Source organism: Streptomyces sp. NPDC053474 (assembly GCF_044544845.1).
GTDB lineage: Bacteria > Actinomycetota > Actinomycetes > Streptomycetales > Streptomycetaceae > Streptomyces.
Window position 1 is genome coordinate 36,214 of the sequence record NZ_JBITXV010000008.1, and the last position, 17,787, is coordinate 54,000.

The 17,787-nt window shown below is 72.1% G+C and carries 16 protein-coding genes; 5 read left to right on the forward strand and 11 right to left on the reverse strand.

The genetic code is table 11. The features are described from left to right. Window positions 1-476 precede the first annotated feature (476 nt). Window positions 477-1,688 carry a Cmx/CmrA family chloramphenicol efflux MFS transporter gene (locus ACIG3E_RS20055; RefSeq protein ID WP_399617955.1) on the forward strand — a complete coding sequence of 404 codons (1,212 nt, stop codon included), beginning with the start codon at window positions 477-479 and terminating at the stop codon, window positions 1,686-1,688. Here ACIG3E_RS20055 and ACIG3E_RS20060 read toward each other — a convergent pair. Further along, entirely contained in the window at window positions 1,645-1,896 is a 252-nt protein-coding gene (locus ACIG3E_RS20060; protein ID WP_399617958.1) for a helix-turn-helix domain-containing protein, read from the reverse strand. The two genes, ACIG3E_RS20055 and ACIG3E_RS20060, sit on opposite strands and share 44 nt — an antisense overlap. A 48-nt stretch (window positions 1,897-1,944) precedes the next feature. On the opposite strand from ACIG3E_RS20060, the gene map reads away from it, so the two are divergent. Next, complete coding sequence (gene map / locus ACIG3E_RS20065) at window positions 1,945-2,712, forward strand: type I methionyl aminopeptidase (RefSeq protein WP_399617961.1); 768 nt, start codon at window positions 1,945-1,947, stop codon at window positions 2,710-2,712. Window positions 2,713-2,894: 182 nt separating this feature from the next. On the opposite strand, the gene ggt is transcribed toward map, so the two are convergent. Continuing rightward, complete coding sequence (gene ggt / locus ACIG3E_RS20070; protein WP_399617963.1) at window positions 2,895-4,781, reverse strand: gamma-glutamyltransferase; 1,887 nt, start codon at window positions 4,779-4,781, stop codon at window positions 2,895-2,897. 363 nt (window positions 4,782-5,144) lie between these two features. Between ggt and ACIG3E_RS20075 the strand changes: the two genes are divergently transcribed. Then, on the forward strand, window positions 5,145-6,350 hold the full coding sequence (locus tag ACIG3E_RS20075; RefSeq protein WP_399617965.1) for an Ig-like domain-containing protein: 1,206 nt from the start codon (window positions 5,145-5,147) through the stop codon (window positions 6,348-6,350). A gap of 117 nt (window positions 6,351-6,467) precedes the next feature. Next, window positions 6,468-8,054: an alpha/beta fold hydrolase gene (locus ACIG3E_RS20080; RefSeq protein ID WP_399617968.1), complete on the forward strand. Its 1,587-nt coding sequence runs from the start codon at window positions 6,468-6,470 to the stop codon at window positions 8,052-8,054. Window positions 8,055-8,102: 48 nt separating this feature from the next. On the opposite strand, the gene ACIG3E_RS20085 is transcribed toward ACIG3E_RS20080, so the two are convergent. The 6 genes from ACIG3E_RS20085 to ACIG3E_RS20110 form a co-directional block, all read right to left on the reverse strand. Next, complete coding sequence (locus tag ACIG3E_RS20085; RefSeq protein WP_399617971.1) at window positions 8,103-8,993, reverse strand: amino acid ABC transporter permease; 891 nt, start codon at window positions 8,991-8,993, stop codon at window positions 8,103-8,105. Then, on the reverse strand, window positions 8,990-9,634 hold the full coding sequence (locus ACIG3E_RS20090) for an amino acid ABC transporter permease (RefSeq protein ID WP_138962542.1): 645 nt from the start codon (window positions 9,632-9,634) through the stop codon (window positions 8,990-8,992). The genes ACIG3E_RS20085 and ACIG3E_RS20090 overlap by 4 nt, the downstream gene beginning before the upstream one ends. A 9-nt stretch (window positions 9,635-9,643) precedes the next feature. Beyond that, window positions 9,644-10,558: a glutamate ABC transporter substrate-binding protein gene (locus ACIG3E_RS20095; RefSeq protein ID WP_399617974.1), complete on the reverse strand. Its 915-nt coding sequence runs from the start codon at window positions 10,556-10,558 to the stop codon at window positions 9,644-9,646. A gap of 16 nt (window positions 10,559-10,574) precedes the next feature. Beyond that, complete coding sequence (locus tag ACIG3E_RS20100; protein WP_399617977.1) at window positions 10,575-11,318, reverse strand: amino acid ABC transporter ATP-binding protein; 744 nt, start codon at window positions 11,316-11,318, stop codon at window positions 10,575-10,577. Window positions 11,319-11,497: 179 nt separating this feature from the next. Further along, a complete protein-coding gene (locus ACIG3E_RS20105) occupies window positions 11,498-11,938 on the reverse strand; it encodes a DUF6278 family protein (RefSeq protein WP_399617980.1) in 441 nt (146 codons plus the stop codon). 167 nt (window positions 11,939-12,105) lie between these two features. Next, entirely contained in the window at window positions 12,106-12,549 is a 444-nt protein-coding gene (locus ACIG3E_RS20110) for a DUF3093 domain-containing protein (protein ID WP_399617983.1), read from the reverse strand. A 171-nt stretch (window positions 12,550-12,720) separates the two neighbouring features. Here ACIG3E_RS20110 and ACIG3E_RS20115 point away from each other — a divergent pair, with 171 nt between their 5' ends. Continuing rightward, window positions 12,721-14,493, forward strand: coding sequence for a GDSL-type esterase/lipase family protein (locus ACIG3E_RS20115; protein ID WP_399617986.1), 1,773 nt, complete (start codon window positions 12,721-12,723; stop codon window positions 14,491-14,493). On the opposite strand, the gene ACIG3E_RS20120 is transcribed toward ACIG3E_RS20115, so the two are convergent. The 3 genes from ACIG3E_RS20120 to pcaC all read right to left on the reverse strand — a co-directional run bounded on the left by ACIG3E_RS20120 (window position 14,490) and on the right by pcaC (window position 17,327). Next, window positions 14,490-15,269 (reverse strand): exodeoxyribonuclease III, encoded by a 780-nt coding sequence (locus ACIG3E_RS20120; RefSeq protein ID WP_138962536.1) that lies wholly within the window; start codon window positions 15,267-15,269, stop codon window positions 14,490-14,492. The two genes, ACIG3E_RS20115 and ACIG3E_RS20120, sit on opposite strands and share 4 nt — an antisense overlap. A gap of 48 nt (window positions 15,270-15,317) precedes the next feature. Continuing rightward, window positions 15,318-15,950 (reverse strand): MBL fold metallo-hydrolase, encoded by a 633-nt coding sequence (locus ACIG3E_RS20125; protein WP_399618823.1) that lies wholly within the window; start codon window positions 15,948-15,950, stop codon window positions 15,318-15,320. A gap of 81 nt (window positions 15,951-16,031) precedes the next feature. After that, window positions 16,032-17,327, reverse strand: a complete 1,296-nt coding sequence (gene pcaC / locus ACIG3E_RS20130; protein WP_399617990.1) for a 4-carboxymuconolactone decarboxylase — start codon at window positions 17,325-17,327, stop codon at window positions 16,032-16,034. Window positions 17,328-17,787 lie beyond the last annotated feature (460 nt).

The following is a 17,787-nucleotide window of genomic DNA, read 5'->3' on the forward strand; positions in this document are numbered from 1 at the left end:
TAACACCAGACGCGTTACGGGACGGCTACACGTGGTTTTCCGGAGCCCTCGTTAATTACGTGGACGTGCGCCGGGAAGCGTGGCTAGTCTGCGCACATGTCCAGTCCCGAAGCCGACAGACGTCGGCCACCGGCGCGCTCCGGTGGCCTCGCTCCTGATCCGAGCCGATCCGTCTGATCCGGCTGATCCGAGCCGATCCGAACTGATCCGATCCGAGCCGAACCGGCTGATCCGGACGGACCCAGTCGACCCTGACGGATCCGGCCCGATCCAGCCGACCCGGCCCGATCCAGCCGACCCGGCTCGACACCGCGTAGCAGCCCCGCACGGGGCTCCGCGGCGGCCACGCCTCGGGACCACCACCGCGCCGCAGTCACGGACCTTCCCCCCTTTTCCTCAGCCACTCCGTGGGCCCCCGCGCACCGTCATGGGCGCGCCGCGCCCACACCGTGGTGACGTGACGCTGGAGTCCCGCTGTGCCGCTGGTCCTCTACTTGCTCGCCCTCGCCGTGTTCGCTCAGGGCACGTCCGAGTTCATGCTGTCCGGCCTGGTGTCGGACATCGCCGCCGACATGGAGGTGTCGGTCTCCGCCGCAGGCACGCTGACCTCGGCCTTCGCCGTGGGAATGGTCGTCGGGGCGCCGCTGATGGCGGCCTTGAGCCTGCGCTGGTCGCGCCGCCGGGCGCTCCTCGCCTTCCTGGTCACCTTCCTCCTCGCGCACGTGGTGGGCGCGCTCACCACGAGCTACGGCGTCCTGCTGGCCACCCGGGTCGTCGGCGCGCTCGCCAACGCCGGGTTCCTCGCGGTGGCGCTCGCGACCGCGACGAGCCTGGTCGCGCCGGACGCCAAGGGCCGGGCGACGTCGGTGCTGCTCGGCGGCACCACGCTCGCGTGCGTCGCGGGCGTGCCGGGCGGCGCGCTGCTCGGCCAGCTCTGGGGGTGGCGCGCCGCGTTCTGGGCGGTGGCCCTGGTGTCGCTGCCCGCCGTCGTCGCGGTGGCGCGGTCCGTGCCGTCGGACTCCCCCGGCGCCGCACCGGTGAGCGCGCGCTCGGAGCTGGCCGCCCTGCGCGCCCCGCGCCTGCTGGTGACCCTGCTGCTCGGCGCGCTCGTGAACGGCGCCACGTTCTGCGCCTTCACCTATCTCGAACCGCTCGCCACGCACGTCGCCGGGGTCGGGGACGCCTGGATGCCCGGCCTTCTCGCGCTGTTCGGGCTCGGCTCCTTCGTCGGGGTCACGCTCGGCGGGCGCGTGGCCGACAGCCGTCCGCTGCCGCTGCTCGTGGCCGGTTCGCTCGCGCTGCTCGCGGGGTGGGCGGCCTTCGCCCTGACCGCCCAGCACACCGCGGCGACCGTGGCGTTCGCCTTCGTCCAGGGCACGCTGTCGTTCGCGGTGGGCTCCACGCTGATCGCCCGCGCGCTGTACGCGGCGACGGCGGCACCCACCCTGGGCGGGGCCTTCGCCACGGCGGCCCTCAACATCGGTGCGGCGGTGGGCCCCTGGGCCGGGGGCCGGGCGATCGACGCCGGGCTCGGCTACCGCTCGCCGCTGTGGGTCAGCGCCGCGCTGATGGCACTCGCGCTCGCCACGGGCGGCGGCGCGGCCCTCCTGGCCCGCCGCTCGACGCGGGTCCGCCCCGCGGGCCTCACACCGGGACCAGGACGCACGTCCGTGCCACCTCGTCCATAGACAGCTCCAGGGTCACCGCGAGCGCCGCGACCGTGAAGAACGCGGGCGTCGGCGCCCGGCCCGTCTCGATCTTGCGGAGCGTCTCCGCGGAGATACCGGCGCTCGCGGCGACCTCCGCCATGCTCCGCGCGCCACGCGCCTCCCGCAGCAGTCGGCCGAGCCGCTCGCCGCGCTCGCGCTCTTCGGGGGTCAGAGGAGTGCGCACCATGGCACCAGTCTACGCGTACCCCATTCAAATACCGGTATAGTAATTGGCATGGTGGAACTCAAGACAGACACATCGATCGACGCGATGCGGGAAGCGGGGCGCGTGGTCGCGCGGGCCCTGGCCGCGGTGCGGGCCGCGGCGGCCGTCGGCGTCAGCCTGCGCGACCTGGACGACGTGGCGCACCAGGTGCTCAAGGACGCGGGCGCGACCTCCCCCTTCCTGCACTACCACCCGGAGTTCGCCCCGGTCCCCTTCCCGGCCACGCTCTGCGCCTCGGTGAACGACGCGATCGTGCACGGCATCCCGGACGACTACCGCCTGCGCGACGGCGACCTGCTCTCCGCCGACTTCGGCGCGCACCTCGGCGGCTGGGCGGGCGACTCCGCGATCAGCTTCGTCGTGGGCACGCCCCGCCCCGAGGACGTCCGCCTGATCGAGACCGCCGAGCGCGCCCTCCAGGCGGGCATCGACGCGGCGGTGGTGGGCAACAGGATCGGGGACATCGCCCACGCCATCGGCACCGTCTGCCGCGCCGCGGGGTACGGCATCCCGGACGGCTTCGGCGGCCACGGCATCGGCCGCCAGATGCACGAGGACCCCTCCGTGCCGAACGAGGGGCGGCCGGGCCGCGGCATGCCCCTGCGCCACGGCATGGTGCTCGCCATCGAGCCGATGGTGATCGGCGGCGGCAAGGACGGCTTCCACGCCGCCCCGGACGGCTGGACGCTGCGCACGGACGACGGCAGCCGCGCCGCCCACGCGGAGCACACGGTGGCCATCACGGACGCGGGGCCGCGCATCCTGACCGCGCTCTGACCGACGCCCGTACGAGCCTCTGAGGCCCGCCTGAGGGGCTCACGCGACGCGCGGGGCCGGAGCCGTACGGGCCCACGCGGCCCTACGACAGCGGCGCGTACGCGCACGGGGCCCGCACCGCCCCAGTGAGCGGTACGGGCCCCGGTGCACACGGTGGCCGAGCGGCTCGTGGCCGAGCGGCTCTAGGAGCTCGGGCGCACCACCATCGCCGAGCCGCCGCCCCGGCGCTCCGGCTCCGCCGCCGCGAGCCACTTGCCGCCGGGCAGCCGCTGCACGCCGGTCGCCGCCCCGATCTCCGGGTTCTGCTTGAAGGAGTGGCCGAGCTCCTCCAGGTCGCGCCGCAGCGGGCTGTCCCACAAGCCGGGCTCCAGCTCCGTCTGCGCGGCGTTGCGCTGGCTGGCGCGCGGCGCCGCGATCGCGTCGACCAACTCCAGGTCCCGGTCCAGGAAGCCGGTCAGGGTCTGCAGGACCGTCGTCACGATGGTCGCGCCGCCGGGCGAGCCGAGCGCCACGACCGGCTCGCGGTCCTCGTCGAGCACGATGGTCGGCGCGATCGACGAGCGCGGCCGCTTGCCGGGCCCCGGCAGGTTCGGGTCGTGCACGCCGGGCCGGACGGGCGCGAAGGAGAAGTCGGTCAGCTCGTTGTTCAGCAGGAAGCCGCGCCCGGGCACGGTGATGCCGCTGCCGCCGGTGGACTCGATGGTGAGCGTGTAGGCGACGACGTTGCCCCACTTGTCGGCCGCCGTCAGATGCGTGGTGTTCTCGCCCTCGTACGTCGTCGGGGCCGCCTTGCCGCCGCTGGCGCAGGGCTCCGGGTCGCGCGGGTCACCGGGCGCCACGGGGCTCTTGAGCACCGCGTCGTCCTTGATGAGGCAGGCGCGGGAGTTCGCGAACCGCTGCGAGAGCAGTTCCTTGGTGGGGACGTCCTCGAAGTCGGGGTCGCCCACCCAGCGCCCCCGGTCGGCGAACGCCACCCGGCTCGCCTCGATGAAGCGGTGCAGATAGCGCGCCTTGCTCACCCGCGAGAGGTCGCCGCGCTCCAGGATGTTGAGGGCCTCGCCGACCGTCGTGCCGCCGGACGTCGACGGGGCCATCGAGTAGACCCCGAGCCCGCGGTACGTGGTCTTCGAGGGGGCCTGCTCCTTGACCTCGTAGGCCCGCAGGTCCTTCATCGACAGGTCACCGGCGCGCGCGTCGCGCCCCGAGGCCGGGTCCACCGGCGGCTTGTTGACCGTCCGTACGAAGTCCTTGCCGATGTCGCCCCTATACAGCGCGCCGATGCCCTCGCGCCGCAGCTCGGCGTAGGTGCGCGCGAGGTCCGGGTTCTTGAACGTGGAGCCGACGACGGGCAGCTTCCCGCCCGGCAGGAACAGCTCCGCCGTGTCCGGGAAGTCCTTGAAGCGCGCCTGGTTGGCCTCGGTCTGCGCGCGGAACGTCCGGTCCACCGTGAAGCCGTCGCGGGCGAGGCGCTCGGCGGGCCGCAGGAGCGTGCCGAGCCGTTCGCTGCCCCAGTTGTCGAGCGCCGCCCGCCAGGTGGCCGGGGTCCCGGGCGTGCCCACGCCGAGGCCGCTGGTCTGGGCGTCCGCGAACGGCAGGGGCTTGCCGTCCTCCAGGAAGAGGTCCGCGTCCGCGGTGCGCGGGGCGGTCTCGCGGCCGTCGAGCGTGTGCACCTTCCGCGTCTTCGCGTCGTAGTACACGAAGTACCCGCCGCCGCCGACGCCCGCCGAGTAGGGCTCGGTGACGCCGAGCGCGGCGGCCGTGGCGACGGCCGCGTCCACGGCGTTGCCGCCCTTCTTCAGGACCTCGATGCCGACGGCGGACGCGTCCGCGTCGACGCTCGCGACGGCCCCGCCGTAGCCGACGGCCTCGGGCACCTTCCGCGGAGTCCCGGACGCACCGGCCGTACGGGCCGAATCCGGTCTTGTGCCCGCTTGGGCGTGTGCGGCCGCTTCGGCCGCAGTGCCCGGTTCCGCTGTGCGCGAAGGCGAAGGGGGCGCGGCCGCACCGACCGTCACCAATACCCCGCCCACCGCCAATAGCGTCAGATTCCGTACCACGTCATGCCGCATGAACACCTCCGGTCAACAACCCTCCGCGCAGCGTAACTTCGTGCCCTCTCCCGGGCCACGGCGCCTCCCGAGGTGGCCGGGCACCACCGCTCAGCGCTTCGCTGGAATTGCCGGGATGGGCCGTCGACCGCCTGCGGGTCCGTCGTGACTGGTCGCGCCCGCGCGGCGGAGCCGCATATCGACACAGCCCCGCGCCCCTTCGGGGCGCAAGCTCGCGCCGAGTGAGCAAACCTTCACGGAACGCAAGGACCGTATAACGCTTCCATGACGCAGTCCGGATTTTCCGGACACCAGGCAACCTCGGGGAACCCTCCGCCCTCTCACTCCGGGCAGGCATGAACATCCGCACGGAGGTACGTTTCCTTGAGGTCCCGCAGGTCCCTGAGCTCCAGCCGCCGCTCCATACGCCCCCGGTACGCGGCCGTGGCGGGCGCCGCGGCCCTGGCGGCCGCCCTGACCGCCTGCTCCGGCGGCGGCTCCGGTGACGACGCGAAGGCCGAGAAGCCGAAGCTCTCGGTGAACCTCACCGGCAAGCAGGCCAAGGCGGGCGTCCCGGTCACCGTGAAGCTGGCCTCGGGGGACGCCAAGCTGAAGGACGTGAAGGTCGCCGACGCCGAGGGCACCGAGCTGCCCGGCAAGGTCTCCGCCGACGGCCGCGGCTGGACCTCGGCGCGCGTGGCCGCGCCCGGCACCAGCTACACCGTGCGCGCCACCACGCAGGAGGGCGGCAAGGCAGGCAAGGCGTTCACCACGGCCGCGCCCGAGAAGGTCAACAAGGTCACCATCACGCCGGGCCGGAACATCAAGACCGTCGGCGTGGCCCAGCCCCTGTCGATCGTCTTCGACCACCCCGTCAAGAACAAGGCGGAGGTCGAGAAGCACCTCAAGGTGAAGACGTCCGACGACACCGTCGGCTCCTGGGGCTGGATCAAGAACTACGACGGCAGGGACCGCGTCGACTGGCGGCCCAAGGACTACTGGAAGTCCGGCACCAAGGTCGCCCTCGACGCCCAGCTGAACGGGGTCGACTCCGGCGCCGACGGCGGCTGGTTCGTGCGCGACTACGACACCGCGATGACCGTCGGCAAGAACCAGGTCGTCAAGGTCAATCTTGACAACAAGACCGCTACGTTGACGCGCGACGGCAAGACCGTCAAGACCGTACCGATGTCCGCGGGCACGCCCGGCGGCGAGAAGGCCTCCTGGGGCGGCACGTCGGTCCTGATGGCCAAGGAGGGCACGATCAACATGCGCTCCGAGACCGTCGGCCTGGGCAACGCCTACGACAAGATGGTCGACTACTCGATGCGCCTGACCTGGTCGGGCATGTACGCCCACGCGGCCCCCTGGAACGCGGCGTACTTCGGCAACACCAACCACAGCTCCGGCTGCGTCGGCATGAGCACGGGCGACGCCGCGTGGCTGTACGGCCAGGTCCAGATCGGCGACCCGTTCGAGGTCTCGGGCAACGGCTCCAAGGGCACGCCGGACCCGGGCAACGGCTTCGGCGAGTGGAACCTGTCGTGGACGGACTGGCAGGCCAAAAGTGCGCTGAAGCAGGCCTCTTGAGGTGACGATCACGTCAACAATCGTTACCGGGGCGTAACTTACCGACGGGTTACCCTCGGTAAGGAACCGTGGTTACCGTGCGGTCACTTTGCACTTTCAACGAGTGAGGAGTGACCTGTGCGAGACCCCCACCAGTCCCTGCGGTCGTTGACCGCGGGGGCCGTCTCCACCGTCCTGGTCGCCGGTACCGCCTTCGGACTCGCCCCCGCCGCGCAGGCGGCACCCCCGTCCCAGGCCGCCGCGCCCGGCGTCCGCTTCGTCGACATCCCCGGTGACGGCGGCACGGTCCTCAAGGCCAACGTCGTCACGCCCGAGGGCGCCGCGGCGGACCGCTCGTACCCCGTCGTCGTGCTGCCCACGAGCTGGGCCATGCCGCAGATCGAGTACATCGCGCAGGCCAAGAAGCTCGCCGACGCGGGCTATGCGGTGGTGAGCTACAACTCGCGCGGCTTCTGGCAGTCCGGCGGCGAGATCGAGGTCGGCGGCCCCGAGGACGTCGCGGACGCCTCCCGGGTCATCGACTGGACGCTGCGGAACACCCCCGCCGACCCGGACAAGGTCGGCATGGCGGGCGTCAGCTACGGGGCGGGCATCAGCCTGCTGGCCGCCGGGCACGACAAGCGGGTCAAGGCGGTCGCGGCCCTCAGCGGCTGGAGCGACCTCGTCGAGTCCATCTACAGCGGCCGCACCCAGCACGTCCAGGCGAGTGCCCTGCTCGGCGGCGCGGGCTATCTCACCGGCCGTCCCAGCGCCGAGCTCCAGCGGATCCTGAAGGACTTCCTGGCCTCCGACCTCGACCAGGAGGACGAGATGATCGCGTGGGGCGCCAAGCGCTCCCCCGCGACCTATCTTGACCGGATCAACAGCAATGGCGCCGCCGTCATGCTCGGCAACGCCTGGGGGGACACCATCTTCCCGCCCAACGCGTACGCCGCGTTCTACGAGAAGCTCAAGGGCCCCAAGCGCCTGGAGTTCCGCCCCGGCGACCACGCGACGGCCGAGGCGACCGGCCTGTTCGGCCTGCCCAACGACACCTGGACGAACACCCGGCGCTGGTTCGACCGCTATCTGAAGGGCGAGCACAACGGCATCGACCAGGAGCAGCCCGTCCAGCTGAAGTCCCGCTCCACCGGCGGCTACGAGGGCTACCCCGACTGGAAGTCGGTCGGCGCCAACCGGCACAAGCTGGACCTCGCGGGCACCACCACGATCCACACGAACGTCGACTCCGGCGCCAACGGAGGCATCGTGATGCTCTCCAACGCCCTCGACCAGTTCCTGAAGCTGCCGCCGGTGGCGTCGATGCCGCTGCTGCCGCGCCGGTACGCGGCCGTCTGGCAGGGGCAGCGGGCCGAGCGGCCCCAGCGCGTGCGCGGCACCGCGAAGCTGCACACCACGCTCACCAGCACCAAGGAGAGCGGAACCCTCGTCGCGTACCTCTACGACGTGGGCCCGCTCGGCCTCGGCAAGCTGGTCAGCAACGCGCCGTACACCTTCCACGGCAAGACCCCCGGCAAGCCGTTCGGCGTCGACCTGGAGCTGTTCTCCACGGCCTACGACGTCCCGGCAGGACACAGGCTCGCCCTGGTGGTCGACACGGTCGACCCGCTCTATATCGAGCACAACCCGTCCGGCGCGCAGCTGACCTTCTCCTCGCCCGGGACCGACCCGTCGTACGTGTCAATCCCCCTGCGCGAGCAGTGATCACCGGCTGCTGCCGGGCGGGCCTGGCCCTCCAGCTACTGCTCCCCCCTAGGGGGCGGGGGCCCTGGGGGGACCCCCTCCCGGCAGCAGCGTCCCTGGTTCAGCCGGGGCGACGTCCACGGCCTCTGTCTTGGGACTGCGCCGCTGGCGCTTGGACACCCAGTAGGCGAACCACGACAGCAGCATGCACATCCCGATGTAGATCGGTGAGATCACCATGACCACGGGGATGAAAGGCAAATCGTAGTCGAGGTTCGACGCGATCAGTTTCCCGGCGTGCAGGAACTCCTCATAGGTGATCAGATAACCGAGCGAGGTGTCCTTCAGGGCCACGACCAACTGGCTGATGATGGCGGGCAGCATGGCCCGCACGGCCTGTGGCACCAGGACGTACGACATGACCTGAGTCTTTCTCATCCCCAGCGCGTAGGCGGCCTCCCTCTGTCCGCGCTCGACGGAGTTGACGCCGGAGCGGAACACCTCGGCGAGCACGGAGCCGTTGTAGAGCGTCAGCCCGGCGACGAGCGCCGGAAGCGGCTGGACCTTCAGCGCCACGAAGACGAAGAAGATCATCACGAGTACGGGCATGGCCCGGAAGAACTCCACGACCAGCGTGGCCAGCCAGCGCACCACGCGGTGCTCGGAGAGGCGCCCGGTGGCCAGCAGCGCGCCGAGCGCAAGGGAGAGCACGGCGGCGACGGCGAAGGCCTTGAGCGTGTTGCCGAGCCCGCGCAGGAGCAGCTCCTGGATGCCCTTGTACTCGAACGGCGTCCACTTGGTGCGCGTGAACTGGTCGGTGTCGAACAGCAGGTACAGGACCCAGGCGACGAGCCCGATGATGACGGCGGTCGAGAGGACGCCGTACAGCAGGTGTCTCCTGCGGGTCTTCGGCCCCGGGATGTCGTAGAGGGCGGTGGCTTCGGCGGCGGTGGTGGTCATCGGGCGACTCCCCAGCGCTTTTCGAGGATGTGGAAGACGGCGCTGATGGCGAGGGTGATGATCAGATAGCCAAGGGCGATCCAGAGGAAGGTCCAGACGATGTTGTAGCCGAGCTCGCTGAGCGTCTTGTAGGTGCCGAGCAGTTCGGTGACGCTGAAGGCGCCCGCGATCGCCGAGTTCTTGGCGAGCGCGATGAGCGTGGAGCCCACGGGCGGGATCACCGAGCGGAAGGCCTGCGGGAGCACCACCACGGACAGGGTCTGACCGAACGTCATGCCGAGGCTGCGGGCCGCCTCGCCCTGCCCCCGGGGCACGGTGTTGATGCCGGAGCGCAGCGCCTCGCAGATGAACGCGGAGGTGTAGCAGCCGAGCGCGAGGACGGCGAACACCTTGAAGGGCAGCACGAGTCCGAAGCGCGGCAGGCCGAGCAGGACGGCGAAGAAGAGCAGCGTCAGCGGGGTGTTGCGCAGGACGGCCACCCACACCGCGCCGAACACCCGGAAGGAGCCGACGGGCGCCACCCGGAAGGAGGCCATGACGAAGCCAAGGACGAGCGCGAGGACGGAGGCGTACACGGTGAGTTCGACCGTGCCGAGGAAGCCCTCGCCGTAGGTGGAGAAGTTGTCCGTCAGTACGTCCACGACGCCTCCTCAGCTCGCCGGGTAGCGGTCGATGGCGGGCGGCTTCGGCGCGGGCACCCCGGACAGGCCGAGGGTCGCGTCGTACGCCTTCTTCCAGTCGCCGTCGCGTTCGCGGGCGGCGAGGGCGTCGTCGATGGCGAACCGCAGCGTGTTGTCGCCCCGGGGGACGCCGATGCCGTAGGGCTCCTCGGAGAAGGGCTTGCCGACCACCTTCAGCTCGTCGGGGACCTTCGCCGCGTAGCCGATCAGGATCGCGTCGTCGGTGGTGACCGCGTCGACCTGGTAGGTCAGCAGGTTGTCGACGCACACCGAGTACGTGTCGTACGCGACGAGCGTGGCCTTCGGGTAGTCCTTCTGGATGCGCTGGTACGGGGTGGAGCCCGCGGCCGAGCACACGCGCTTGCCGTCGAGGTCGTTCGGGCCCTTGATGTCTTCCTCGTCGTGGCGCACGAGCAGCCCCTGGCCCGCCATGTAGTAGGGGCCGCCGAAACCGACGAGCTTCTTGCGGTTGTCGTTGATGGTGTAGGTGCCGACGTAGTAGTCGATCTGCCCGTTCTGCAGGGCGGTCTCGCGGTTCGCGGAGGCGATGGTCTTGAAGGAGATGCGCTGGGGGTCAAGGCCGAGGGAGGCCGAGACCATCTTGGCGATCTCGATGTCGAAGCCCGAGTAGCGGCCGGTCGCGGGGTCCTTCTCGCCGAGGTAGGGCTGGTCCTCCTTGGCTCCGACGACGAAGCGGCCGCGGTTCTTGGCCTTGCGCCAGGTGCCGGACCCGGGCAGCTCGAAGCCCTCGGCGACCCGGTAGACGGGCAGCTTCCCGGCGGCGGGGCCCTTGGTCGGCGGGCTGCCCTCCTTCCCGCAGGCGGCCGTGGCGAGCGCGGTGAGCGACAGGGCCGCGAGCAGCCCGAGCAGACGTGTCATGCGCATGGGACTCATCCCCCCGTCAGTGCTTGAGGATCTTGGAGAGGAAGTCCTTCGCTCGGTCGCTCTCCGGGTGGGTGAAGAAGTCCTCGGGCGCCCGGTCCTCGACGATCCGGCCGTCGGCCATGAAGACCACGCGGTTGGCGGCCGAGCGGGCGAAGCCCATCTCGTGGGTGACGACGACCATCGTCATGCCCTCGCGTGCGAGCGACTGCATGACGTCGAGGACCTCGTTGATCATCTCGGGGTCGAGGGCCGACGTCGGCTCGTCGAAGAGCATGACCTTGGGGTCCATGGCGAGCGCGCGGGCGATGGCCACGCGCTGCTGCTGGCCGCCGGAGAGCTGCGCGGGGTACTTCTGCGCGTGCGCGGCGAGCCCCACCCGCTCCAGGAGCTCGCGGGAGCGCCGGTCCGCCTCGTCCTTCTTGCGGCCCCTGACCTTGATCTGGGCCAGGGAGACGTTCTGCTGCACGGTCTTGTGCGCGAAGAGGTTGAACGACTGGAAGACCATGCCGACTTCGGCGCGGAGCCGGGCCAGGGCCTTGCCCTCCTCGGGCAGCGGCTGTCCGTCGAGGCGGATGGTGCCCGACTGGATGGTCTCAAGACGGTTGATCGTCCGGCAGAGCGTCGACTTGCCCGACCCTGACGGGCCGATGACCACGACCACCTCCCCCTTGCCGACGGTGAGGTCGATGTCCTGCAGGACATGCAACTCGCCGTAGTACTTGTTCACATCACGCAGCTCGATCAACGGATCGACGGCCATGCCCGGACCTGCTCACTCTCAGCTGTGTCGGTCCGCGCAAACTATCCACGGCAAAACAGGACTTATGGGACGACACGCACTTACGAGCATTAACCGTATTTGAGACCGGGGGTTCGCCGTCCGGCCATGGACCGGCCGTGTTCCGGCCATGCGCGGGTCATGAGCCGGTCACGCCGGGGCTACGTCTCGGAGGTCTCGGCGTACATCTGGGACAGCTCGGGGGTGCCCTGGACGGCCCAGTCGAGGCCCGCGGCGACCACCTGGAGCTCCCGGCCCGAGGCGAGCCGGACGACGGGCGTGCCGCCGGGCAGGACGTGCCACACGGCGCCGGGGACGGTGCGGACGATGACCGTGCCGAGGTAGAGGCCCGCGTCGTTGCCGAACCAGGGCAGGGTCTCCGGGTCCTCCCGCCAGCGCGGCGTGAGCTGGTCGAGCGCCGCCAACGACGCGGGCGTGTCGTCCAGTTCGAGCCCGGCGCGCGCCGCCTGGGAGCGCAGCAGCTCGCACTCCGAGAGCAGCTCGGCCACCCCGTCCGGATCGGCCTCGAAGGCGGCGGCGAGCCGCGGACCGGGGTCGCCCGCGTGCCGCTTGCGCCACTTGTCCAGGAACGGAATGTTCATGACCGGCCTCTCCGTGGGGCGCCCGAGCGTTCGGACGGCGGCTCCGCATTCCAAGGAATGTATCTTGCGGCAGTTGATCACGGAATCAGGCGAATCACTCCCCTTGGTGCACCGGGCGTACGTGTCGCACCCGCGGCGGAGCCGAGCGCGGCGCCGCCGACGCGGGCTCAGCGGCGGGTGAAGGCGAGGATCGTGGCCAGGTTCATCGGACGGCGCGTGGAGAGGTACAGATAGGGCGCGGTGTGGTGCGGGCCCCGCAGCTCCACGCGCAGGGCGGTCGGCACATAGCTGCGCAGCAGCAGGTGCGCGTACGCGTTCGCCTTGCGGGTGCGCCACTCGAAGGCCTCCCCCGCGTCCAGGATCTCGGTCGGGCCGAGCTCGTCGATGGGGATCGCCCGGCCGCCCGCGACGAGCGTGCCCGGCGTCACGACGATGCGCGCCGAGCCGTACCGGTGCACGAGCGGGCCGAAGACGGCGACGACGAGGAGGAGACCCGCCGCGGCGGCCACGGGGCCGAGCGGCAGCAGCAGCCCGGCGAAGAGCCCGCCGCCGAGCACGACGAGGAACCACCACGCGACCGGGACAGTCAGACGCTCATCGTAGAGATGCATGGGCCCATCCTGGCAAAGGGGTTCGGGGACCGGTGGTCGGGGTGACGGACACGGCCGCCGTCTTGACTGGCGCCTGACGGCTCCTTAGCTTCAGGGCGCGTCCACCGTCACACGCTCCAGGGCGCGTCCACCGTCACACCGGGAACACCGAGGCTCGGGGAAGGGGCCGTCGTGCGCCGACGCGCCTGGGGCACCGCCGTCGTACTCGCGCTGTTGGGGGGTCTGGCCCCCGTGGGCGCCGCGGGGGCCGCGCCGCCCGGATCCGGGCCGCTCCCCCTGGAGCGGCTCTTCGACAACCGCGCCATCAGCGACGACGCGCGGCCCGGTGACGCGGACTTCGACGGCTCGGGCGCCTCGCTGTCCGCGCCGGACCTGGCGGCGGCCGGGTGGACTCCCGGGCGCACCCTGGGAGTTGAGGGCGCGCGCCTCGCCCTGCCGGACACCCGGGCGGGCGAGCCGGACAACGTACGGGCGGACGGGCAGTGGGTGCGGCTGCGCGGGCGCGGCGACGCCCTCGCCCTCCTGGTGGCCGGGACGGGCGGCGCCGCGCGCGGCACCGGGACCGTGCGCTACCGCGACGGGTCGCGCTCCACGTACCGGCTGACCGCCCCCGACTGGCGCACCGGTCCGCTCGCCACCAAGGCCGTCGCCCTGCCGCACGTCAACACGCCGGACGGGCAACGCGCCGAGAAGGCACGGCTGTACGTCGTCACCGTGCCGCTCGCGCGCGGGCGCGAGGTGGCGTCGGTGCGCCTGCCCCGCGCCCCCGGGGCGGCCGATCTGCACGTCTTCGCCCTCTCGGTACGGCCCCTTGCCACCGGGTGGACGGGAACCTGGTCGGCGTCCACCGCCGGGTACGCGCCCGTGGGGCCGTGGGCGGACCGGACCGTGCGGCTCGTGGTGCACACCAGTGCGGGCGGGCCCCGGGTGCGGATCCGGCTCGACAACACCTTCGCGGGGGCGCCCGTGCGCGTCGGGAGCGCCAGCGTCGCCGTGCGGGACGCGGGGGCGCGGGCGCGGGGCGCGCCCGTGGCGCTGACGTTCGGCGGGGCGAGGGGGGCCGAGATCCCCGCGGGGGCGCGGGTGTTCAGCGACCCGCTGCGGTTCGCGGTGCCCGCGGGCGCGGATCTGCTGGTCAGCTTCCACCTGCCGGGGACGGTGGCTGCGGCGCCCCTGCACAGCCAGGCCCTGCAGACCTCGTACGTGAGCGAGCCCGGCGATCACGCCGCGGACGGGTCGGGGGCCGCGTACACCTCAACGGTGCGGGTGTGGCCGCTGCTGACCGGGGTCGACGTGGCGGGCGGGGCGGGCTCCGTGGTGCTGCTCGGCGACTCCATCACGGACGGGGTCGGCTCCACGCCCGACACGAACCGGCGGTGGCCCGACGTGCTCGCGCGGCGGCTCCTGGAGGAGCCGGGGGTGCCGCGCCACGGCGTCCTCAACCAGGGCGTCTCCGCCAACCGCGTCGTCGGCGACCGCTACCCCGGGGACGGCGTGTCCACCGATACCGGGGGCGTCAGCGCGCTGCACCGCCTTGACCGTGACGTGCTCGCGCAGACGTCCGCGCGCACCGTGGTCGTCTTCCAGGGCATCAACGACCTGCGGGCCGGGACGCCCGCGGCGGAGGTCCTGGACGGGCTGCGGGAGATCGCCGCACGCGCCCGCGCGCGGGGCCTGCGGGTCGTCGCGGCGACGCTGGTGCCGTGCGCCGGGGAGGCCCGGTGCACGGCGGCCGTCGACGCGGAGCGGAGTGCGGTGAACGCGGCGCTGCGGCGGGGCGGGGCGGGCTTCGACGCCGTGCTCGACTTCGACGCGGTGCTTCGCGACCCTCAGCTGCCCGCGCGCCTGCTGCCGCGCTACGACAGCGGCGACCATCTGCATCCCGGCGACGCGGGCCTGGCCGCCCTTGCCGGGGCGGTGCCCCTGGAGGTGCTCCGGGGCTAGAGGTCGAGGTCCACGACCACCGGGGCGTGGTCCGAGGCGCCCTTGCCCTTGCGCTCCTCGCGGTCCACATAGGCGTCGCTCACGGCCTTGGCGAACGGCGCGTTGCCGTACACCAGGTCGATGCGCATGCCCTTGTTCTTGGGGAAGCCCAGCTCGCGGTAGTCCCAGTACGTGAAGGGGTGGTCGTACTTGAGGGGGCGCGGGACGACGTCCGTCAGGCCGGTCTCGCGGAGGGCGGCGAGGGCCGCGCGCTCGGCGGGGGTGACGTGCGTGAGGCCCTCGAACCTGGCCACGTCCCAGACGTCGTCGTCCGTCGGCGCGACGTTGTAGTCGCCGAGGACGGCGAAGGGGCGCGGGCCCGCGGCGTCGGCGGTGACGGCGGCCTTGAGGGCCTCGAACCACTGGAGCTTGTAGGCGTAGTGGGCGTGGTCGACCTCGCGGCCGTTCGGCACGTAGACCGACCAGGCGCGCAGGGGGCCGCAGGTGGCCGCGATGGACCGGGGCTCCTGCGCGCCGTCGTAGTCGGGGCCGCCGGGCAGGCCGGTGGTGACGTCCTCCAGGCCGACGCGGGAGAGCAGCGCGACGCCGTTCCACCGGCCGGTGGCGTTGACCGCCGACTCGTAGCCCAGCTCGCGCAGGGCCTCGGTGGGGAACTGCTCCGCGGTGCACTTGGTCTCCTGGACGCACAGGACGTCCGTGCCGCTCTTCTCCAGCCAGGCCAGGAGACGGGGCAGGCGGGCGGTGATCGAGTTCACGTTCCAGGTGGCGATGCGCATGACGGACAACCTACCTGCCGGGTGTGACAGCGGGCCGCCCGGCGGCGGTCACACCCGCGCGGACTGGCCCGGCGCGAGCCGCGTGTGCTCGGTGCCGCCGAGCCTGCCGATGTGCCCCTCGTAGATGGGCAGCGCCAGATCCGTGAGCAGCGCGTCGTGGACGTCGTACGCGCGCCGCGGCTTGACCTCGCGGACGTACTCGATGACCTCGGAGATCTTGTTCCAGGGAGCCATCACCGGGACCAGGAGGGTGTCCACGGGGTGCTCGGGGACGGTGAGCGCGTCACCAGGGTGGAACACGGCGCCGTCCACCAGGTAGCCGACGTTGGTGACGCGCGGGATGTCGGGGTGGATCACGGCGTGCAGCTCGCCGTGGACCTGGACGTCGAACCCGGCGGCCGTGAACGTGTCGCCGTGGCCGACCCGGTGCACACGGCCGGGGAAGGCCGCCGCGATCCGGTCGGCGACGGCCGCCAGGGTCCAGATCCCGGCGGCCGGGTTCGCCTCCATGGCGGCGCGCAGGCGGGCCTCGTCGAAGTGGTCGGGGTGCTCGTGGGTGACGAGGATCGCGTCGGCGCCGACGGCCGCGTCGGCCTCGCTGAAGCCTCCAGGGTCGACAACGAGCGTCCGGCCCTCCTTTTCGAGGCGCACGCACGCGTGGGACTGCTTGGTGAGCTTCATGCCGGTGCTACCGGTGGCCTTCGTCATGGACTCCCCTTCTCCGTTCCGTGGTCCCCATCCTGCTCGCCGCGGGGTCCCGCGCTACTCCTGGGGCGTCGTTTCCTCACGGATGACCGCCTGCGCGACCCGGAAGGCGCTGTTGGCCGCGGGCACGCCGCAGTACACGGCGGCCTGGAGCAGCACCTCCTTGATGTCGGGCGGGGTCAGGCCGTTGCGCAGCGCGGCGCGGACGTGGAAGGCCAGCTCCTCCAGGTGGCCGCCCGCGACGAGGGCCGTGAGCGTGACGCAGCTGCGGGTGCGGCGGTCCAGGCCGGGGCGGCTCCAGACCTCGCCCCAGGCGTAGCGCGTGAGGAGCTCCTGGAAGTCCTCGGCGAAGTCGTCGGCCGCGGCCAGGGCCTGGTCGACGTGCGCGTCCCCGAGGACCTCGCGGCGCACCTTCATGCCCGTGGCGTACGCGTCGGGGCGCTCGGCGCGCTCCTCGGGCCGCTCCACGGGCGCGATCTCGGCCGGGGGCGCGGCGGGCGGCGGGGCGAGCACGGGCTTGACGGGCGCCGCCGCGATCGCGTGCTGCCCGGTCGCGCCGATGTCCGGCGCGGCCTGCCAGGCGCTGCCGAAGTGGCGGACGAGCAGGTCGGTGACCGCGGCGGGCTGCTCGACGGGCGCGAGGTGGGATGCGCCGGGCACCACGGCGAGGCGGGCGTCGGGGATGCCCGCGACGAGCGTCCGGGCCTCGCCCTGGCCGGTCACCTGGTCCTCGGAGCCGACGAGGACCAGCGTGGGCACTCCTATGCTGCCGAGCTCGCCGCGGACGTCGAAGGCGGCGAGCGCCTCGCAGGCGGCGATGTAGCAGCCGGGGTCGGTGGTGCGCACCATCTGCACGGCCCAGTCGGTGATGGCGGGCTGGGCGGCGGCGAAGCCTGCCGTGAACCAGCGCTCGGGCGAGGTCCTGGCGACCGGGTCGAGGCCGTTGGTGCGGACGATCACGCCGCGCTGGCGCCACTCGTCGGCGGTGCCGAACCGCGGCGAGGTGGCGATCAGCGCGAGCGAGGCGACCCGCTGCGGGTTCCTGAGGGCCAGTTCCGCGCCGATGGCGCCGCCGAGCGAACAGCCCGCGTAGCCGAAGCGCTGCACGCCCACCTCGTCGAGCGTGGCCAGCACGCGGGCGGCGAGCTCACCGACGGAGGCCACGGGGTGGGCGGGGGCGCCGCCGTGTCCGGGCATGTCGAAGCGGAGCACCCGCCAGTGCTTGCTCAGCTCGGGCACCTGCCGGTCCCACATGTGCCATGTGGTGCCCAGTGAGGGACCCAAGACCAGGACCGGGGCGTCTTCTGGCCCGTCAAAGCGGTATTGCAGGGTGTTCATCGGCGTCTCACTCACCCGCCCGACCCTCTCATCAGTCACAAAAAGTCACACCGTCGGGGTGAACCTAGCGGGTCCTGGCTCGCTCGCGACGCGGGGCCGGGCACTGCCGGACCCTCCTGTCGCGCGCCCTCCGTCAGTCCCTCCTTGCCCGTAGGGCACGGCTTTCAGGGTGACTCAGGTGACGCACCAAGTTTGGTGACACGGACGAGGCTCGACGCGACCGGCCCGAAAACGTTCCACAATCTCCCCACCAGCAGCCCGAACACCACATGGTGAACAAGATCTGCACCCACCGGGTCGGCGACTTTGCCACAGCCGGGGGCGGCGGGCTCCCTCTCATCGCGAGGGAGTGGGGTCTCCCCCACGCCTACGATCAGAGGCATGCCGCACCCCGATTCCGCCAGGGCATCCCAGCCGAACAAGCAATCTGTGCCACCCCAAGTGTCGGCCACGGGTATGATTGAGAATTTTGCGG